Annotated in this window: 18 protein-coding genes; 8 read left to right on the top strand and 10 right to left on the bottom strand. The window is 58.0% G+C overall.

Annotated elements, in window-relative coordinates; genetic code table 11:
- The first annotated feature begins 107 nt into the window (after positions 1 to 107).
- Positions 108 to 515 carry an RNA-binding S4 domain-containing protein gene (locus M9827_RS17880; protein ID WP_250606425.1) on the top strand — a complete coding sequence of 136 codons (408 nt, stop codon included), beginning with the start codon at positions 108 to 110 and terminating at the stop codon, positions 513 to 515.
- 131 nt (positions 516 to 646) lie between these two features.
- On the opposite strand, the gene M9827_RS17875 is transcribed toward M9827_RS17880, so the two are convergent.
- Complete coding sequence (locus M9827_RS17875) at positions 647 to 1,447, bottom strand: phosphatase PAP2 family protein (RefSeq protein ID WP_250606424.1); 801 nt, start codon at positions 1,445 to 1,447, stop codon at positions 647 to 649.
- Positions 1,448 to 1,551: 104 nt separating this feature from the next.
- Between M9827_RS17875 and hslO the strand changes: the two genes are divergently transcribed.
- Both hslO and M9827_RS17865 read left to right on the top strand, forming a co-directional pair.
- The gene (gene hslO, locus M9827_RS17870; protein ID WP_250606423.1) at positions 1,552 to 2,454 is read left to right on the top strand and encodes an Hsp33 family molecular chaperone HslO; all 903 of its coding nucleotides are present in this window, start codon (positions 1,552 to 1,554) and stop codon (positions 2,452 to 2,454) included.
- A gap of 181 nt (positions 2,455 to 2,635) precedes the next feature.
- A complete protein-coding gene (locus M9827_RS17865; protein ID WP_123449451.1) occupies positions 2,636 to 4,177 on the top strand; it encodes a phosphoenolpyruvate carboxykinase in 1,542 nt (513 codons plus the stop codon).
- Between the two features lie 119 nt (positions 4,178 to 4,296).
- Here M9827_RS17865 and M9827_RS17860 read toward each other — a convergent pair whose 3' ends face one another.
- The 5 genes from M9827_RS17860 to M9827_RS17840 form a co-directional block, all read right to left on the bottom strand.
- Positions 4,297 to 4,896, bottom strand: coding sequence for a Fic/DOC family protein (locus M9827_RS17860; RefSeq protein ID WP_250606422.1), 600 nt, complete (start codon positions 4,894 to 4,896; stop codon positions 4,297 to 4,299).
- Complete coding sequence (locus tag M9827_RS17855) at positions 4,896 to 5,066, bottom strand: YhfG family protein (RefSeq protein ID WP_007917944.1); 171 nt, start codon at positions 5,064 to 5,066, stop codon at positions 4,896 to 4,898. The genes M9827_RS17860 and M9827_RS17855 overlap by 1 nt, the downstream gene beginning before the upstream one ends.
- 293 nt (positions 5,067 to 5,359) lie before the next feature.
- Positions 5,360 to 5,659 (bottom strand): hypothetical protein, encoded by a 300-nt coding sequence (locus M9827_RS17850; protein WP_250606421.1) that lies wholly within the window; start codon positions 5,657 to 5,659, stop codon positions 5,360 to 5,362.
- Positions 5,660 to 6,021: 362 nt separating this feature from the next.
- Entirely contained in the window at positions 6,022 to 7,164 is a 1,143-nt protein-coding gene (locus M9827_RS17845; protein WP_250606420.1) for a hypothetical protein, read from the bottom strand.
- A gap of 93 nt (positions 7,165 to 7,257) precedes the next feature.
- Entirely contained in the window at positions 7,258 to 7,533 is a 276-nt protein-coding gene (locus M9827_RS17840; RefSeq protein ID WP_250606419.1) for a hypothetical protein, read from the bottom strand.
- A 303-nt stretch (positions 7,534 to 7,836) separates the two neighbouring features.
- Between M9827_RS17840 and M9827_RS17835 the strand changes: the two genes are divergently transcribed.
- The 4 genes from M9827_RS17835 to M9827_RS17820 all read left to right on the top strand — a co-directional run bounded on the left by M9827_RS17835 (position 7,837) and on the right by M9827_RS17820 (position 12,508).
- Positions 7,837 to 8,340 (top strand): polysaccharide deacetylase, encoded by a 504-nt coding sequence (locus tag M9827_RS17835; protein WP_250606418.1) that lies wholly within the window; start codon positions 7,837 to 7,839, stop codon positions 8,338 to 8,340.
- Between the two features lie 179 nt (positions 8,341 to 8,519).
- Positions 8,520 to 10,448, top strand: coding sequence for a RecQ family ATP-dependent DNA helicase (locus tag M9827_RS17830; RefSeq protein ID WP_250606417.1), 1,929 nt, complete (start codon positions 8,520 to 8,522; stop codon positions 10,446 to 10,448).
- Between the two features lie 212 nt (positions 10,449 to 10,660).
- On the top strand, positions 10,661 to 11,887 hold the full coding sequence (locus tag M9827_RS17825) for a 3-hydroxyacyl-CoA dehydrogenase (RefSeq protein ID WP_250606416.1): 1,227 nt from the start codon (positions 10,661 to 10,663) through the stop codon (positions 11,885 to 11,887).
- Positions 11,888 to 12,082: 195 nt separating this feature from the next.
- Entirely contained in the window at positions 12,083 to 12,508 is a 426-nt protein-coding gene (locus tag M9827_RS17820; RefSeq protein WP_250606415.1) for an acyl-CoA thioesterase, read from the top strand.
- 54 nt (positions 12,509 to 12,562) lie between these two features.
- Here M9827_RS17820 and M9827_RS17815 read toward each other — a convergent pair whose 3' ends face one another.
- From M9827_RS17815 to M9827_RS17800, 4 genes are all read right to left on the bottom strand, one after another.
- A complete protein-coding gene (locus tag M9827_RS17815) occupies positions 12,563 to 13,045 on the bottom strand; it encodes a glycine zipper domain-containing protein (RefSeq protein WP_007909074.1) in 483 nt (160 codons plus the stop codon).
- A gap of 228 nt (positions 13,046 to 13,273) precedes the next feature.
- Positions 13,274 to 15,622, bottom strand: coding sequence for an FdhF/YdeP family oxidoreductase (locus tag M9827_RS17810; protein WP_250606414.1), 2,349 nt, complete (start codon positions 15,620 to 15,622; stop codon positions 13,274 to 13,276).
- Positions 15,619 to 16,458, bottom strand: coding sequence for a formate dehydrogenase accessory sulfurtransferase FdhD (fdhD, locus tag M9827_RS17805; protein WP_250606413.1), 840 nt, complete (start codon positions 16,456 to 16,458; stop codon positions 15,619 to 15,621). The genes M9827_RS17810 and fdhD overlap by 4 nt, the downstream gene beginning before the upstream one ends.
- A gap of 92 nt (positions 16,459 to 16,550) precedes the next feature.
- Positions 16,551 to 17,438, bottom strand: coding sequence for a LysR family transcriptional regulator (locus M9827_RS17800; RefSeq protein ID WP_250606412.1), 888 nt, complete (start codon positions 17,436 to 17,438; stop codon positions 16,551 to 16,553).
- Positions 17,439 to 17,574: 136 nt separating this feature from the next.
- Between M9827_RS17800 and lysM the strand changes: the two genes are divergently transcribed.
- Complete coding sequence (gene lysM / locus M9827_RS17795; RefSeq protein WP_250606411.1) at positions 17,575 to 18,015, top strand: peptidoglycan-binding protein LysM; 441 nt, start codon at positions 17,575 to 17,577, stop codon at positions 18,013 to 18,015.
- Positions 18,016 to 18,095 lie beyond the last annotated feature (80 nt).

Genomic DNA, 18,095 nt, shown 5'->3' with positions numbered 1-18,095 from the left:
CCCCATGCCGATGCACCGGCCAAGATCTGTCTATCGGGAGGGCCGAGTTCTTGCGCCCGACAGAAACGGTAGTACAGTTCCGACTACTGGCTGAACGAGGAATTCAAATGGCACAAAAAAGCGAAGAGGACGACAAGGTCCGTCTCGACAAGTGGCTGTGGGCCGCGCGTTTTTACAAAACCCGTGCCTTGGCCAAAGCGGCGATCGAAAGCGGCAAGGTGCATTGTCGCGGTGAGCGCTGCAAACCTGGCAAAGAGCCGCGTATTGGCGACGAGTTCGAGATTCGTACCGGGTTCGAGGTGCGCACGGTGAAGGTCGAGGCGTTGTCGAATGTGCGGCGTGGTGCGCCCGAAGCGCAGACGTTGTATTCGGAGACTGAGGCGAGTATCGCCAAGCGGGAAGCCGCAGCGGCAATGCGCAAGGCGGGGTCGCTGGGTGTGAGCACCGACGGCAAGCCGAGCAAGAAGCAGCGGCGGGATTTGTTCAAGTTTCGCGGCAGCAGTAACGACGAGTAAGCGCGACGTTCTGTGTTGTTGGTTCTGGCCTCTTCGTGAGCAGGCTCGCTCCCACAGGAGATTGCATTTCAATGTGGGAGCGAGCCTGCTCGCGAATCGAGGGCGCAGCCCTCGCCGAAGACAGCTCGGAATCAGGCGCTACGCACCACACTCATCCGCGACACCAGCGGCAACTTGCCCAGCAACGCAAAGATCGGCGCCGTCACCTTCAGCCAGAAATTCGCGGCGTGATAAGCAAACGGCGTGTAGTAACCCCAACCCAACGCCCACACCGCCAGCAGCACGCCGCCGACGTAATCGTCCTGACCCCAATGCGCACCGGCCACCAGACGCGGGAGCATGAACAACAGCGCCAGCCCCCAGATCGTTACAAACTGGCCAGCCGTGCGGCTGAACACGCCCATGAACAGCGCCCAGATCAGCAATACCGAAGCGTGGTCACCAGGGAAACTCTGGCTTGAGCGATCCTTCAGCTCCCAGGTTTTCTCCAGGTGCGGGAAGTAATCGCTGATATGCACCGCGCCTTCGAGCACCATCGACGGACTGCTGTGCTGCCAGTCCATATGGTCGGCGAACTTGGAAAACAGTGCGCGGATCACCACCATCAACAGCAGGATCGAGAAAAAACCGAAGAATGCGCGACGCACCTCAATCGCCTTGAACACCCAGTCGCCCTTGATCAGCAGCGCCAGCAAAATCACACCGACAACGATGTCGAACGGACGCAGACTTGCAATTGCCCAGATGTGGAGCCATATCGGGTTGCTGGCCAGCGGTGCATTGAGCGAGCGGAACAGCCACTCGTCGAAAATCACACACAGCGAGTTGCCCGTAGGCCATAACCAGAAAGCCAGTAGCGCCAGCGGCACTACGTTGCACAGAACCAGCCGGCCGAGGTTCCACCTTGATTGGAACAAACCCGGATTGTTCATAAAATGCCTCCCATGGCTTAACGCTGGCACCAAAAAGGGTGCCAAGAAGTGCAAATTTTCACGTCTTGTAACCATTTTGTCATCACATTCAGATACCCAAAATTATGACCGACCTAGCGGATACCGATTTCACCCAACGTTTCATCTTCGATGACAGCGACACGCGCGGCGAACTGGTGGCGCTTGAACGCAGCTACGCCGAAGTCCTCGCCAAGCACCCGTACCCGGAGCCGGTGGCGCAACTGCTGGGCGAATTGATGGCGGCCGCCTCTTTGCTGGTGGGCACCCTGAAGTTCGATGGCTTGCTGATTCTGCAGGCGCGTTCCGAAGGGCCGATTCCGCTGCTGATGATCGAATGCTCCAGCGAGCGCGAGATCCGTGGCCTGGCGCGTTACAACGCCGAGCAGATCGCGGCGGACGCCACCCTCAATGATCTGATGCCGAACGGCGTTCTGGCCCTGACCGTCGACCCGACTGTTGGTCAGCGCTATCAGGGCATTGTTGATCTTGACGGCGAGACACTGTCGGACTGCTTCACCAACTATTTCGTCATGTCGCAACAGGTCGGCACCCGCTTCAAGCTCTTCGCCGACGGTCGTCGTGCCCGTGGCCTGCTGCTGCAGCAATTGCCGGCCGATCGCTTGAAGGACGAAGAAGAACGCGCCGCCAGCTGGCAGCACATCACCGCGTTGGGCAACACGCTGACCGCAGATGAAATGCTTAGCCTGGATAACGAAACCGTACTCCATCGTCTCTATCACGAAGAGCAGGTGCGCCTGTTCGATGTGCAACATTTGCGCTTCAGCTGCAGCTGCTCGCGGGAACGCTCCGGCAACGCGCTGGTCAGTCTTGGGCTTGAAGATGCGCTGGCGCTGGCAGCCGAGCAGGGTGGCAAAGTCGAGATCGATTGCCAGTTTTGCAATCAGCAGTACCTGTTCGACTCGGCCGATATTGCTCAGTTGTTCGCTGGCGCAGGCGTCGACACGCCGTCAGATACCCGGCACTAAAACGGTTCAGCGCAGGTAAATTCACTGCGTAACGACGGAATTTCGCCGTTACGACGGGAGGACCCTACTCTTTTTGGGCTTTTCTGGCATAATCCGGCCCACTTTTTTCGCGGTAGTAGTGCACGACTTTCTACTACAAAACGTTTGGAGCACACTCGGCCACTGGCCGACGGGGAACCTCATGACGCAAGCCAATAACGCCGTGTACACCGATCTGAGTGTTGATGATCTGGTTAAAGAAGCCCTGCAGCGCGGTGAGGGCGAGCTTGCCGATACCGGCGCTCTGGTTGTTCGCACTGGTCACCGCACCGGTCGTTCGCCTGTTGACCGTTTCATCGTTGAAGAGCCTTCCACCCAGGCCGCTATCGCCTGGGGCCCGATCAACCGCAAGTTCCCGGCCGACAAGTTCGACGCGCTGTGGGCTCGCGTAGAAGCCTTCAACAACGCGCAAGAGCACTTTGTGTCCCACGTGCATGTAGGCGCGGCGGAAGATCACTACCTGGCCGTGAAAATGACCACCCAGACTGCCTGGCAGAATCTGTTCGGTCGTTGCCTGTTCATCAACCCGGCCCAGTACAACCCGGCCGGTCGTGAAGAGTGGCAAGTGCTCAACGTGGCCAACTTCGAGTGCGTGCCTGAGCGTGACGGCACCAACTCCGATGGTTGCGTGATCCTCAACTTCGCACAGAAGAAAGTGCTGATCGCCGGCATGCGTTACGCCGGTGAAATGAAGAAAGCCATGTTCTCCGTGCAGAACTTCCTGCTGCCGGCCGCTGACGTGCTGCCAATGCACTGCGCTGCCAACATCGGCGAAGAAGGCGACGTGACCCTGTTCTTCGGTCTGTCGGGCACCGGTAAAACCACCCTGTCGGCCGACGAAAGCCGTTACCTGATCGGTGACGACGAACACGGCTGGGGCGAAGGCGTGGTGTTCAACATCGAAGGCGGTTGCTATGCCAAGTGCATCGACCTCTCCGAGAAGAACGAGCCGGTGATCTGGAAAGCCATCAAGCACGGCGCGGTGCTGGAAAACGTTGTCATCGACGACGCCAAACACGCCGACTACGCCGATGTCAGCCTGACCCAGAACAGCCGCGCCGCGTATCCGCTGGAGCACGTTGCCAAGCGTTCCGAGAAGAACCTGGGCGGCGAGCCAAACGCTGTGATCTTCCTGACCTGCGACCTGACCGGCGTCCTGCCGCCAGTGTCGATCCTCAACGAAGAACAAGCGGCCTACCACTTCCTGTCCGGCTACACCGCACTGGTGGGCTCGACTGAAATGGGTTCGGGCAGCGGCATCAAGTCGACCTTCTCCACCTGCTTCGGCGCACCGTTCTTCCCGCGTCCGGCCGGCGAATACGCCGAGCTGCTGATCAAGCGCATCCGCGGCTTCGGTTCGAAGGTCTACCTGGTCAACACCGGCTGGACCGGCGGCGGCTACGGCGTCGGCAAGCGCTTCAACATCCCGACCACCCGCGCAGTGATCGCCGCAATCCAGAGCGGCGCGCTGATCGGTGCAGCCACCGAGCACCTCGACACCATCAACCTCGACGTGCCACTGGCCGTACCGGGCGTTGAAACCAACCTGCTCAACCCACGCAACACCTGGGCTGACAAGGCTGCGTACGACGAGGCTGCCAAAGCACTGGCCGGTCTGTTCATCGAGAACTTCAAGAAGTTCGAAGTGAGCGACGCGATCAAGGCTGCAGGGCCGAAGTTGTAAGACTTGGTTTGTAGTGAATGAAAAAGCCGCCCTTTAGGGGCGGCTTTTTTGTGGGCGAAAACAAGACTAACTGGCAATATTCCCGCAGAAAATGGCCTTAACTACCAGAATACTGCCACTTAAAGAGCCAGCTTTTCGCCAATGCAGCGGTCAAAGATCGCCACTAGCCCCCGATAATCACATGACACAGCATCAATGTTTGCTGGGACCCAAGCGTCATCTTCAACCAGCCACCAATCGACTGGGAAGCCTGCGTTAATAATGATTTGTTCAAATAATAGGCGTTGCGCTCGGCCATTACCTTCGCGAAAAGGATGGATGACATTCAAATCGCCATAAGCCTTAGCGATTTTCACCACAAGTTCTGGTTTGCCCATTCCCGCGAACCACGCCGAGCGCTCCATCACGCTAAAGATTTTTTGCGCTTCTGGAAGAATTCGCTCTGCAGTGCAGAAAAATGTTTGCCCCTTTTTGATGTTAACGGTACGCAACTGCCCGGCCCAATCGTAAACATCGCAAAAAAGAGTTTTATGGGCGTGCTGCAGGACACTTAAATCATAAGGAGGGGGGAGAAGACGAAATTGACTGATCGCGATTTCCGAGAGCTCTCGCTCTGCTTTTTGCAGTTCTTCTTCAGAGTGGATGTCGAGCAAGTTACGCAGAACATCACTATGAGGGTAGCAATAGGGGTCTTGTCCGACCCCATATTTGTCCATCATTAACGTGCAGTCTGACGATATTTTTCAATGACCGATTCCCTTGATGGAAGCGGTTTCTCGGCATCGGCACGGCTGGTATCGAAACCTTCCAGACGTAAGCTTGCCAGATAGTTTGACCGGCGTACTTTGTCGTAATAAGCCTGTTTCTGCTGGAACGTCAATTCGCTCATTTCATAGGTCTCTTGGTGCAGGACTCCAGTGTAGCGCAATCGTGTGGAGTGATAGGTGGGGATTTTCGATCCTTAAAGCGAGGCTGTTCATCGAGAGTCTGTTGGTTTTTTTGAATCACTTTGCCAGCCTTGGATATACGCGATGGTGCACATTCACCACGCAGAATTTCGTCCATTTCTCGCACGCTTTCCATTCGCTCATCAAAGAATTTGCTCATGGTTGCTCCCATGTTTGATTACCGTTTTTTTGATCGCTCTCACAGAGTGCATAAGAGCGATACGATCACTCGATTTCAGGCTGGAGCCTTCCAGTTGAGCATCTGCTGCTGTGCGACTTGCAGCAGGTCACAGCCATCCTGCGTCAGCAGATAGAGGGCGTGGGTGATGTGGGGGATGTCTTCGACGTCGGCTTGTTTGAAGCTGAGGCAGTAGAGGGTTTTTAGCAGGTCGCTTGAAGCGCGCAGGCGCTGTACGGCGCATTCGAGGGTGTCTTGCGGGTTGGCGTGTGTGTCGATGATCAGGGGCTTGGTGTCGGTGAGGTTGGATTCGAGTCGGCGGTAGCGATCGGTGGTGAATTGATTCCAAGTTGTCATGTTTTAATCCTCAATTGCTTCGAAAGAAGCCACCGCATCGTGACCAAGCGACAGGAGGCGACTGTGTTCGGGTTGGTCAACCGGTGAGGATCGTGCACATACCCGGCACACCCGAAGGTGTCCCAAACACAGTCACCATAAACCGCAGGCAAGTGAGTGCCGGCAGCATACAGCGCGTGCGTATACACGATCCAATCGGGTGACCAAGCCCGAGTCGCTGATTTGGCAGCGACAGTCACGACTATAGATTTGACTTACCAAGTCGCGATAGGCGGCTAGGGAGTCTGAGCTTGTAGGAACGGGACGAATACCTGATAGGGCATTGCTGTAGGTTTTTTCGCCCAATCACACACTCAGAATCTTCAGCCAATAACCCGATACGCCGCCGCATCCAGCACACTGGTCGTCAGCCCCGTCGCAGGGGTATAAATCGAACCCTTCACCGCCGAAAACGGCACCCCTTTACTGCCCAGCGAAACATAGCGCTCACCTTTATCCAGTTCGGTGAAGTAGGTGTAGGAAACGCTGTGCATCTGCTTGTAGCGCGCTTCGTCGGCGACGATGGCGCCTGTCAGGCGTAGCAGATCTGTTTCGCTCAGGTTCAGGGTTTTGTACAGTTGCACGCCCCAGCGCTTGAGGCAGGTTTCGGCGAGGTGGCGGACGATGCGGCCAGGCTCGACCAGCGTTTTCAGGTCGTCGCTGCTGGTGGGTACGCCGCCGGCTGCGGTGGCGTTACCGGCCATGGTCGCGTGGCGGCCGGCCATCGGATACACGCAGGTTTTGGTGCCGGTGGCGGTTTGTGGAATGACACAGCTGAAGCCTTTGGAGCGTTCATCGCGGGCATAGAAGGCGACATATTCTTTGACGTTGGCGCCGAGTTTGACGCGCTCGTCCTGGAAGTTGCCGATGCCCGGCACTGGATCAAGGGCAAATATATTCACCGGAATATTGTTTAGCGCTCGATCATTTAACATTGCATTGGCCAGCATATGGCAACTTATCCCGCCGCGACTCCAACCCACCAGATTGACTTGAGTGGGAATGACACCGTCCTTGCGAAATGTCTTGATGATTTGCTCCTGTAACTTCTGTTGGGTCACGCTGCGATCACCGTAGTTATATTTGCGCCAGAACCACGAACCCTCGAATTTTACGTCTTCAATAGGAATGCCAGCGGCTTTGAGGCGGTTGTATTCAGTCTCGGTCAGTTGCTCGCGCTGCCAGTCGCATTTGCCCTTGATAATATTGAGGGCATGCTGCACGTTTTCCTCCCAGCCTTTGCCGAACAGCGTGCCCGTAAGGCCGTACTCCTTGGTTTTGGTGAACAGATCGTCAGCTTGCAGGTTGCCGCTGCCGGGTCCGTCGACGACGATCCATTCGGCGAACTCGCGGCCGGTGTGGTTGGCAGCCAGCGTGGAAACCAATTCACCGTCCCAGAAGTTTTCATGGGCGGTATCGAACTTGTTGGAACCCGTACCGCAAAAAAATATAGTTAGAACTGTCATGCTGTTGCTCTCGTTTAGTTGTAAGAGCGAACAAGTTAGTGCGGGCTGCATGTATAAATAAAGCGTGTTGGTGTTTCCGTATTTGTAGCGGGATTAGTTGTATGTTGTTTGGGGCGATTTTTGTTTGGCAACTTCAAGCAAGTCACAGCCATCCTGAACCAGCAAATAAAGCGCGTTAACGATGTTGGGAATATCTTTCACATCAGCCTGTTTGAAACATAGGCAATAGAGTGTCTCCAGCAAGTCCCCGGCCGCGCGAAGGCGCTGATCGGCGGCATTGATCAGGTCAGTCTGGCTGGAGTGGCTGTCGATAAGCAGTACCGGGTTTTCGCTGTAGCAAGTCTTGAGGGGGCGGTAGCGGTTGATCATGGTCAGGCGTGTCCTGTTCGAAGGCGCTGGAGCGGGCCGGTGCAGTGTTTGCAGCCGCGCCGGCCACTATAGAAGGGCGTTTCTCTGTGGGACAAGACAGCCGCAATGGACAGTATTCGTAGGGGTTTTTCCGTGTTTTGAGGAAATGCCCTACGTGTTTTCGCAGCTTTTTCAGGCCAAAACCCTTAGGCGTAATAATTCCTACATGTTTGTCAGGCGATTCGCGGTAAACCGCTGTATCGTGCGCGCCAGAATCTGTAGGGCGTTTCCAAACGTCTGACACGCGCTTAAAGGGAATTAGGTATGCACTGGCTACGAATGGCCGCGATTTTATTGCTCGGGCTGAGCACTTGCCGTTGGACCATGGCCTCTGACATTGGCAATGCATGGGTGCTGGACCGTCTCGATCGCACCGATTGGCCGGAGGCAATCATCAGCCAAGCGAGCATGGACACGGCGTCGCGCGGGGAGGTGTTGATGTTCGCCAAAGCCCTGTTGGCCAGTGAAGCACTGGATGAAGAAGGGCTTGAGCAGCGACTCGGTGTGCCCCACGTGCAACTGAAGTCGATTCGCCGCGTGCGTGACGGCCTCTGGGAGGGGTTGTTGAGCACCTATCGCAACGCCAGCCAGAACTGTGATGAACAACCGTTCTGCCCGCGCGTGCGCAGCGTCGCTGACCTGCGGCAGTTGGCGGCGGCATTCACTGGCGACATCAGTCCGGCCCATGCGCTGTGGGCGAGCAAAAGCCAAAACGTCCATGAGCAGATGCTGAATGAGCAGTTGCGGGTGGCGGTGTTGCACCCCTGAACCTCCGGTGTTGTGTTGTTCTGACCGGCCTCTTCGCGAGCAGGCTCGCTCCCACAGGGACCGTGGCAATCAAGTAATCGCTGTATCATTCCGAATCGATTTGGCCCCGACCTTTTCTCGACTCGCTGCGATCGCCCGCTAGGCTGTTGGCATGGCAGCAGTCAATGGAGTGACAGCGAATGCACAACACCCTGGAACAGGTTTTTGGTTTTCCACAGTTTCGACCCGGGCAAGAGGCCGCGATCAGCGCGGTGCTGGCCGGGCGCTCGGCGGCGGCGATTTTCCCCACCGGTTCCGGCAAGTCGATTTGCTATCAATTGCCGGCGCTGATGCTGCCGCACCTGACATTGGTGGTCTCGCCGTTACTGGCGCTGATGCAGGATCAGTTGGCGTTTTTGCAGCGACACGGTATTTCCGCTGGCAGCATTGATTCAGCGCAGAGCCGCGATGACGCCAATGACGTGATGGCCCGCGCCCGCTCAGGTGAACTGAAGATTCTGATGATCTCGGTGGAGCGCTTGAAGAACGAGCGCTTCCGCAACTTTTTGCAGCAAGTGCCGATCTCGTTGCTGGTGGTCGACGAGGCGCATTGCATCTCGGAATGGGGCCACAACTTCCGTCCTGACTATCTAAAACTGCCGGACTACCAACGCCAGTTCAACATCCCGCAAACCTTGCTACTGACGGCCACGGCAACGCCGAAAGTCATCGCCGACATGCAGGCCAAATTCGCTATCGCCGACGCTGACGTGGTGACTACCGGCTTCTATCGGCCCAACCTCAATCTGTTGGTCGAACCGGTGCGCGGCCAGGACAAGCGGCGGCGTCTGGTGGAGTGGATGGCCGAGCGGCCAGGGCAGCCAAGCATCGTCTATGTGACCTTGCAGAAAACCGCCGAACACATCGCCGAACACCTTGAGCGTAACGGCATTCAGGCCGAGGCGTATCACGCAGGTCTGGCCCACGACAAACGCGAGGCGATCCAGAAGCGCTTCATGGCTGGGCAGTCCAATTGCATCGTCGCGACGATCGCTTTCGGTATGGGCATCGACAAGAGTGATATCCGCAACGTCGTGCACTTTGATCTGCCCAAATCCATCGAAAACTACAGTCAGGAAATTGGCCGCGCCGGGCGCGACGGGCAGCCATCCGACTGTTTGGTATTGGCCAATCGCGACAGCCTCAATGTGCTGGAAAACTTCGTATACGGCGATACGCCGGAGCGTGACGGCATCCGCTATGTGCTCGACGAACTGAAGGCATCGGCACCAGAAGGGCAGTGGGAGTTTCTGCTCGGGCCGCTGGCGGATCAGAGCAACATTCGCGCACTGCCGCTGAAGACCTTGCTGGTGCAACTGGAACTGCGCGGTTTGATCGCACCGCGCTACGCCTACTACGCCGAATACCGTTTCAAATACCTGCTGGAACCCGAAGTGCTGCTTGAACGTTTTGAGGGTGAGCGCAGGGATTTCGTCGCTGCAATCATTCAGACCTCGACCCGCGCGCGCACCTGGGCCACAGTGAATTTCGAGTCGATGTATTCGCAATATTCCGCCGAGCGCAATCGGGTAGTGAAGGCGCTGGATTACTTCCAGGAAAAGGGTTGGGTCGAGCTGGAAAGCAAGCAAATGACCGAGGTCTACAGCCTGCTGAACAGCGACTTCGACAGCGATGTCCTGAGTGCCGAGCTGCATGAATATTTCACCCGACATGAGCAGGCCGAAGTGGCGCGCATCCACGCGATGCTTGAGGTATTCGCCACCGAACGCTGCTTGGGTTATCGCCTGGCCGAGTATTTCGGTGATCACAATGCGCCCGAGCAGTGTGGGCATTGTTCGGTGTGCCACGGGCAGGTTGCGCGGCTGCCGGCACCACCGGAGTTGCCAGCGCTTGTGGATAAAAACTTCGCGGCGCTGTGCGGCGATTTTATCCACAGGCATGAGCAGCACACCGGGTTGATTCCAACGGCGGAACGGCTGACGCGATTTTTGTGCGGGATCAGCGTGCCGTTGTTTACCAGGCTCAAGGCGCGAACGATTACCGGGTTTGCGGGGCTGGAGGAGTATCCCTATGCGGAAGTCCGCAGTTGGGCGCAAGAGCACCTCTGATCCTTGTAGGAGCTGCCGAAGGCTGCGATCTTTTGATGTTGATTTGTTCAAGATCAAAAGATCGCAGCCTTCGGCAGCTCCTACATTAAGTGTCATCAAGTCTGGGGCTCTATCCATCCGCTGAATGTCGATCATCACGGTAATAAACTTCAAAATCCGTTATTGGCTGACTATGGTGAGACCAGTCTTTGGATCGCCAACAAGAGAACAACATGAGCCAGACATCCTTCGATATTCAGCAGGCCGCGGTGATTGGCGCGGGCACCATGGGCCGCGGCATTGTCATGTGCCTGGCCAATGCCGGCGTGACCGTGCAATGGGTGGATAACAATCCACAGATGCTTGAACAGGCACTCGCCACCGTGGCCGAGACTTATGCACACAACGTGCGTCAGGGGCGGATTGATCAGGCCGAGGCGGATGCGCGTATCGCACGGGTCAGCGCGGCGGCGGATTATGCGGCGATTCGTAATGTCGACCTGGTGATCGAGGCGGTGTACGAGAATCTTGAGCTGAAGCAGAAGATCTTTCGTGAGCTGGATGGTTTGCTCAAGCCTGAAGCCTTGTTGGCGAGCAATACCTCGGCGCTGGACATCGATGCGATTGCTGCGGCGACGAGGCGTCCGGAGCAAGTGCTGGGCCTGCATTTCTTCAGCCCGGCGCACATCATGAAACTGCTGGAAATCGTTCGCGGTGCGCAAACCTCTGCGGCGGTGCTGGAGGCCGCACTGGCGCTGGGCAAGCGCATGGGCAAGGTCAGTGTGGTGTCGGGGAACTGCCACGGTTTTATCGGCAATCGCATGCTGCATCCGTATGTGCTGGAGGCGCGCAAGATGTTGCTTGAGGGCGCTTATCCACAGCAGGTCGACGCGGCGCTGCAAGGTTTCGGTTTTGCCATGGGGCCGTTTCGCATGTACGACGTGGTTGGCATCGATCTGGAGTGGCGTGCCCGCGAGTTGGCCGGCAAGGGCCAGGATGCGCCAGAGGTACAGGTGGATAACCGCTTGTGCGAGCTGGGCCGGTTTGGGCAGAAGTCTGGCAACGGTTACTACCATTACGAGCCGGGCAGTCGTCAGGCCGAGCACGATGCTGAGGTCGATGCGCTGGTATTGCAGGTCAGCGAAGGGCTGGGCTTCCAGCGCCGCGAGATCGGCCCGGAGGAGATTCTGGAGCGCTGCCTGCTGGCTCTGGTCAACGAAGGCGCGAAGATTTTGCAGGAGGGCATTGCCGCGTCAGCGCACGACATCGATCTGGTGTACCTGAACGGCTACGGCTTCCCGGCGGACAAGGGCGGGCCGATGGCCTGGGCGGATCAGCAGGGGCTGGCGGATATTCATCAGCGCTTGCTGGCGCTGGAGACGCGTCAGGGCGATCAGTGGAAACCGGCGCGGTTGATTGGCGAGTTGGCGGCGCAGGGTAGGCGGTTTGCTCAGGATTAGTGTTGAAGTCAAAATCTTACCCCCTCACAAGGGGGCGAGGGGGAAAGGGAGCCGATCTCTGTGCCTTTCGCGTTCGGCTCGGCAATTCAGGTCGGTGTATTTCGAGAACACCTCGGTCAGTCCCCTCTACCTCTGGGAGAGGGCTAGGGTGAGGGCAAGCAGCATCACTGAAAAAACAGGAGAATCAGCACAACCATGTCCACCCCTCAACGCACCGACTACTCACACTTCCAGCCCATCACCACACGCTGGCACGACAACGACGCCTACGGTCACGTCAACAACGTCACCTACTACAGCTTCTTCGACACGGCGGTGAACACCTACCTGATTCAAGTCGGTGGTCTGGATATTCATGATGGCGAGGTGGTGGGATTTGTGGTCAGTTCGGCGTGTGATTACTTTGCCTCGATCGCGTTTCCGGATCTGATCGAGATCGGTCTGCGGGTCGGCAAGCTGGGCAACAGTTCGGTGCAATACGAATTGGCGGTGTTCAAGGTGGGAGAGAGCGAGGCCTGCGCGGCCGGGCGCTTCGTTCACGTATTCGTCGATCGGACGAGTAACCAGCCAGTACCGATTCCCGCCAAGCTGCGGCAGGCACTGGAATACCTTGTGGTTTAAAAAAAGCAAAAAAATCGCAGCCCTCGGGCTGCGATTTTTGTTCAAGCATTCGCCTTAACGGTGGCGATAGTACTTGTGATGCTTGCGGTGGCCGTAGGCATGGCCGCGACCTGGATGGCCGTCGCGGTAGTAGCGACGATCATCATGGCGACGGTCATAGCGACGATCATCGTCATCGCTTTTGTTACCCATATAGTTACCCAGCGCGCCACCGGCGCCGCCACCTGCTGCGGAGCCGATCAGGCTGCCGGTGGTGCCGCCCATGCTGCGGCCGACCACGTTACCGCCGGCTGCGCCCAGCGCACCACCGATGGCGGCTTCGCCACGGCTGCGTTTGTCGGCGCCGACCGCGCTACCACCCGCGCCGCCCAGGGCTGCGCCAATGGTGGAACCTGTATTGCCGCCTAAGGACTGACCGACGACCGAGCCAAGAACCCCGCCCAATGCGCCGCCCACACCTGCTTCGGTGGTGCCGCCTGCAGAAGCAAAACCACTGACCAGGCCAAGGGACAACAAGAGAATCGAGGAGAACTTCATAGATGAGCCTCAAAGGGATGACGGCGCCGATCCTGAGGCTGTGTAACAAGGCTGACAATCGAAATCCGACGAATAACACGACTTGTATACAATTTTGCAAGTTGCTGTTTTTTCAGCGGAACTTAACTGATTTTCGCCGGTCTTTAGCTACTTCGGACAGGCCGCTTTTGTGAAAAAGCGGCCTTTTTTGTGGGCCATGGAAACGCAAAAACAAGAGATGATTTTGAATTAAGCGGACTTGGCCATGATCAACCCAGTCTCACTCGCCGCTTCCAACCGAATCGCAATGAACTTCGACGTCGGTGTATGGCTGCCATCCCCGGTGCTTTCCAGCGGCACCAGCGGGTTTACTTCCGGGTAATACGCCGCCGCTTGTCCGGCGGGAATATCAAACGCCAGCAGCGTAAAGCCTTTAACGCGACGCTCGCGGCCATCGTCCCATATCGAAACGATGTCGGCTTTCTGCCCCGGACGGAAGCCCAAACGAATGATGTCCGCTTCGTTGGCAAACAATACATCGCGCTGGCCTTTCACCCCGCGATAACGGTCGTCGAGGCCATAAATCGTGGTGTTGTACTGATCGTGAGAGCGCATCGATTGCAGGATCAGATCCGGCAGTTGCCCGGTGGCGCGGGTGCGTTCGTGCACCAGATCTTTCGGCAGCATGTTCGCGCGGAAATTGGCGCGGCCCGACGGCGTGTTCCACTTGCGCGCGCCAGCGCTGTTGCCGAGGTAGAAGCCGCCCGGGTTCTTGATCTTCTCGTTGAATTCTTTGAAGTTGGGAATGGTATCGGCGATCAGTTCGCGGATGCGTCCGTAATCGGCCACCAGCCAGTTCCAGTCCACCGGTTTGCTGCCCAGTGTGGCGGCAGCGATACCGGCGATGATCGACGGCTCGGAGCGCATCTGGTTCGACAGTGGCTGCAACTGACCGTTGGAGGCGTGAACCATGCTGAACGAGTCTTCCACGGTGACCGCTTGCGGGCCTTCGGTCTGGATATCAATGTCGGTCCGGCCGAGGCACGGCAGGATCAGCGCGTCTTTACCGTGAGCCAGGTGGCTACGGTTGAGTTTGGTGCTGATTTGTACGGTCAGGTCGCAATTGCTCAGAGCGGCAAACGTGCGCGGACTGTCCGGCGTGGCTTGGGCGAAGTTGCCACCCAGACCGATAAAGACTTTGGCGCGACCTTCAGCCATCGCGTGGATCGCTTCGACCACGTTGTGGCCGTTGTGGCGCGGCACCTTGAACTGGAAGCGTCGTTCCAGCGAATCGAGAAACGCCACCGGCGGACGCTCGTTGATGCCCATGGTGCGGTCGCCCTGCACGTTGCTGTGGCCGCGCACCGGGCACAGGCCGGCGCCCGGTTTGCCGATGTTGCCGCGCAGCAGCATCAGGTTGGCGATTTCCTGAATCGTCGGCACCGAGTGGCGATGCTGGGTGATGCCCATCGCCCAGCACATGATCACGTTCTTGCCCTTGGCGTACATGCGCGCAGCTTGCTCGATTTCTACGAGGGGCAGGCGGGATTGCTCGACGATCTGTTCCCATGGCGTGTCATCGACCACGCCCAGGTACTCGAGCACGTTGGCGCTGTGGGCATTGAGGAAGTCGTGATCGAACACCGCAGGCTCGCCAGCCTTCTGTGCATCGCGCTCCCACTGCAGGAGGAACTTGGCCATGCCGCGCAGCAGCGCCATGTCGCCACCGAGTGCCGGGCGGAAGTAAGCGGTGTTGGTTGGCTTGTCGCCGTTGGTGAGCATTTCGATCGGGTGCTGCGGGTGCTGAAAGCGTTCCAGGCCACGCTCTTTCAGCGGGTTGATGCACACCACTTGGGCGCCGCGTTTCACCGCTTCACGCAGTGGTTCGAGCATGCGCGGGTGGTTAGTGCCCGGGTTCTGGCCCCAGACGAAAATCGCATCGGCGTGTTCGAAATCGTCGAAGGTCACGGTGCCTTTGCCGACGCCGACACTTTGCGCCAACGCCACACCGCTGGCCTCGTGGCACATGTTCGAGCAGTCAGGAAAGTTGTTGGTGCCGTAAGCGCGCACGAACAGTTGATACAGGTACGCCGCCTCGTTGCTGGCACGACCCGAGGTGTAGAACTCGGCCAGATCCGGGCTCGGCAGGCTTTGCAGGTGTTTGGCGATCAGCGTGTAGGCGTCATCCCAACTGATCGGTTTGTAACGATCGGTTTCGGCGTCATAAACCATTGGCTCGGTCAGACGGCCCTGGTACTCGAGCCAGTAGTCGCTCTGCTCCAGCAGAGAGGTCACGCTGTGTTTGGCGAAGAACCTGGCATCCACGCGACGCTTGGTCGCTTCCCAGTTCACCGCTTTCGCGCCGTTCTCGCAGAACTTGACCATGCCGCTTTCCGGCGAATCGCCCCACGCGCAACCCGGGCAGTCGAAACCGCCGTTCTGGTTGGTCTTGAGCATCATGCGCAGGTTCTTCAGCGCGTTGTCGCTGGTCAACCAGGCCTGGGCCACACTGATCAGCGCACCCCAGCCGCCGGCGGCACCTTTGTAAGGCTTGTAGCGCGGGACAGGTTTCTGGTCGGCTTGATGATGTTGGCTCACGCTTGATTCTCCATCGCGGGGCTGTACACCCGCGGCGCACTTTTCTGCGGCAGGTGGATGAGATTGAGGTTGTGTCGACGGGCCCATTGCACGGCAAGGCCCGTGGGCGCGGACAGGCTGACCAGAGTCTGGATGCCGGCGCGCAAGACTTTCTGGATCAATTCGAGGCTGCAACGGCTGGTGACAATCGCCAGTCCGCCTTCAGTGGAAATCTTCTGGCGGATCAGCCCGCCGATCAGTTTGTCGAGGGCGTTATGTCTGCCGATGTCTTCGCGCCCAAACAGCAATTCGCCGCTGGCGTTCATGAACACCGCCGCATGCACCGCGCCGCAATGCTGACCCAAAGGCTGAAACGCGCCGATACGCTGACGTAAACCGTCCAGCCATTCGATCGGTGGCAGCGGCGCGCCGGGCAAGACCTTGAGATCAGGCAGTGCCTGCTCCACCGCTTCAACGCCACACAAGCCGCAACCGCTGGTGCCGGCCATTTGCCGACGTTGTTGCTTGAGATTCCAGAACGCGCGATTGGCGATGGTCACTTGCGCGTATTGCGCGGAGCCTGCACCGGTCAATTGCAGGTCGTAAATGTCGGTGGCGTCGATAATGATGCCGCTGCCGAGGCTGAAACCGACGATAAAGTCTTCCAGGTCGGTCGGCGTCACCAGCATCACCGCCTGACTGATGCCGTTGTAGGCAATCGCCAACGCGACTTCCTCGGCCAGCGCAGTGCTGGCCGATTCCTCGCGGGGTAGATCGCTGTAACTGTAGGTCTGGCTGGCAGCGGGCGCGGGCGTTTCAAGTGCAGGCGCCGCGCAGGCTGGGCGCTTGGCGTTCATGGCATCACCGACGGTTTGAACAACGTTAAGACTAGGCGCGGCAAGTTGTCGCGTCTAATCGCTAGTGTCGATCTATCGATAGATGCCGTTGATCAAGGCGCCGTTGGCGATTTCTGATACAGCGCAAAACACGCCTCGGCGAGCGCCGAGCGTGGCGCCCCGCGCCGCATGATCAAGCCCAGCGGGGCGAGGGTCTGAGCGTTTTCGATGGGCTGCAGGCGCAGGTGGTCGGTGAGTTTTTCCAGCCCTCCGTCAAGCGGCATGATCGCGCAGCAGAACCCGCCGTGTACGGCTTGTAACAATTGATGCACGGCGTCGGTTTGCAGCAACGGTTGCGGAGTCAGGCCACGGCTGTGGAAATTGTGGTCGATGGACTGACGAAAGTGCATGCCGCTGGTGAGCATGCCCAGCGGCAGTTCGATCAGCGACGCCCAACTCAAGGGTTCGTCGCCAAATGTAAACGAGCGCTGATCGTAGAGCAGGCCCATGCGCGTTTCACTGAAGGCCAGGGACTCGAAGCGCTCGTTATCCAGGCGCTCGAGATACGACACGCCGAGATCGATGCGATTGTTCGCCAATTGCTCAAGAATCTGCTCCGAACTCAGCGCCGACATCTCAAAACGCAAGTTCGGGTGGGCGCTGTGCAGGCGTTGCATCAACGGCAGTGGATCGAAACTCGACAGCGGCACCACGCCTAGGCGCAACGTGCCGATCAGGTTGCCGCGACATGCCGCCGCTTCCGCGTGCAAACCGTCATATGCCGCCATCACCGAACGTGCCCACGCCAGCACGCGCTCGCCCGGCGCGGTGAAACCTTCGAAGCGCTGGCCACGGTTGACCAGCGGCAGGTCGAGTTCTTCTTCAAGACTGCGCAGGCGCATCGACAGCGTTGGCTGAGTGATATGGCAACGCGCGGCGGCCTGGCCGAAGTGGCGGGTTTCGTCGAGGGCGATGAGGAATTTCAGTTGCTTGATGTCCATCTTCGCTCCGGGCGCTGGCAGGGGTGGGAGATTCTACCGCTTGCGCGGTGGCAGGGTCATTGGTCGGCTTGGAACCGGGTTTGTCTGAGGTGGTCTAGGCTTGGACGTCTGGAACCCAAATCAAGGAGTGTGCGCTATGAGTCTTTTGAGCTTTGTGAAAGAAGCCGGTGTGAAGCTGATCGATCTGCTGACCCCGGGCAACGCCAATGCCAGTGAGCAGTTGAAGGAACACATCAGCAAGGTCGGCTTGGGCAATCCGAATGTGCAGGCGACGGTGGATGGCGACAAAGTGACCGTCGCCGGCGAAGTTGCGAGTCAGGAAGAGAAAGAGAAGATTTTGCTGGCGGTAGGCAATATTGAAGGTGTCGGCAGCGTTGATGATCAGATCACGGTGACTGGTCCGGTGGTGGCGGCAGCAAAGTTTGTCGTGGTGAAAAAAGGCGACACCCTCAGCGCGATTTCCCTCGCTGTGTATGGCAACGCCAACCAGTACAACAAGATATTCGAGGCCAACAAGCCGCTGCTGTCGCATCCGGACAAGATCTATCCAGGGCAGACCCTGCGTATTCCTGAGTAACACAAACCCTCTGTAGGAGCTGCCGAAGGCTGCGATCTTTTGATCTTGTTTGTAAAAAATCAAAATCAAAAGATCGCAGC

Source organism: Pseudomonas sp. AKS31 (genome assembly GCF_023634765.1).
Lineage (GTDB): Bacteria > Pseudomonadota > Gammaproteobacteria > Pseudomonadales > Pseudomonadaceae > Aquipseudomonas.
This window is presented reverse-complemented; position numbering and strand designations above follow the sequence as displayed.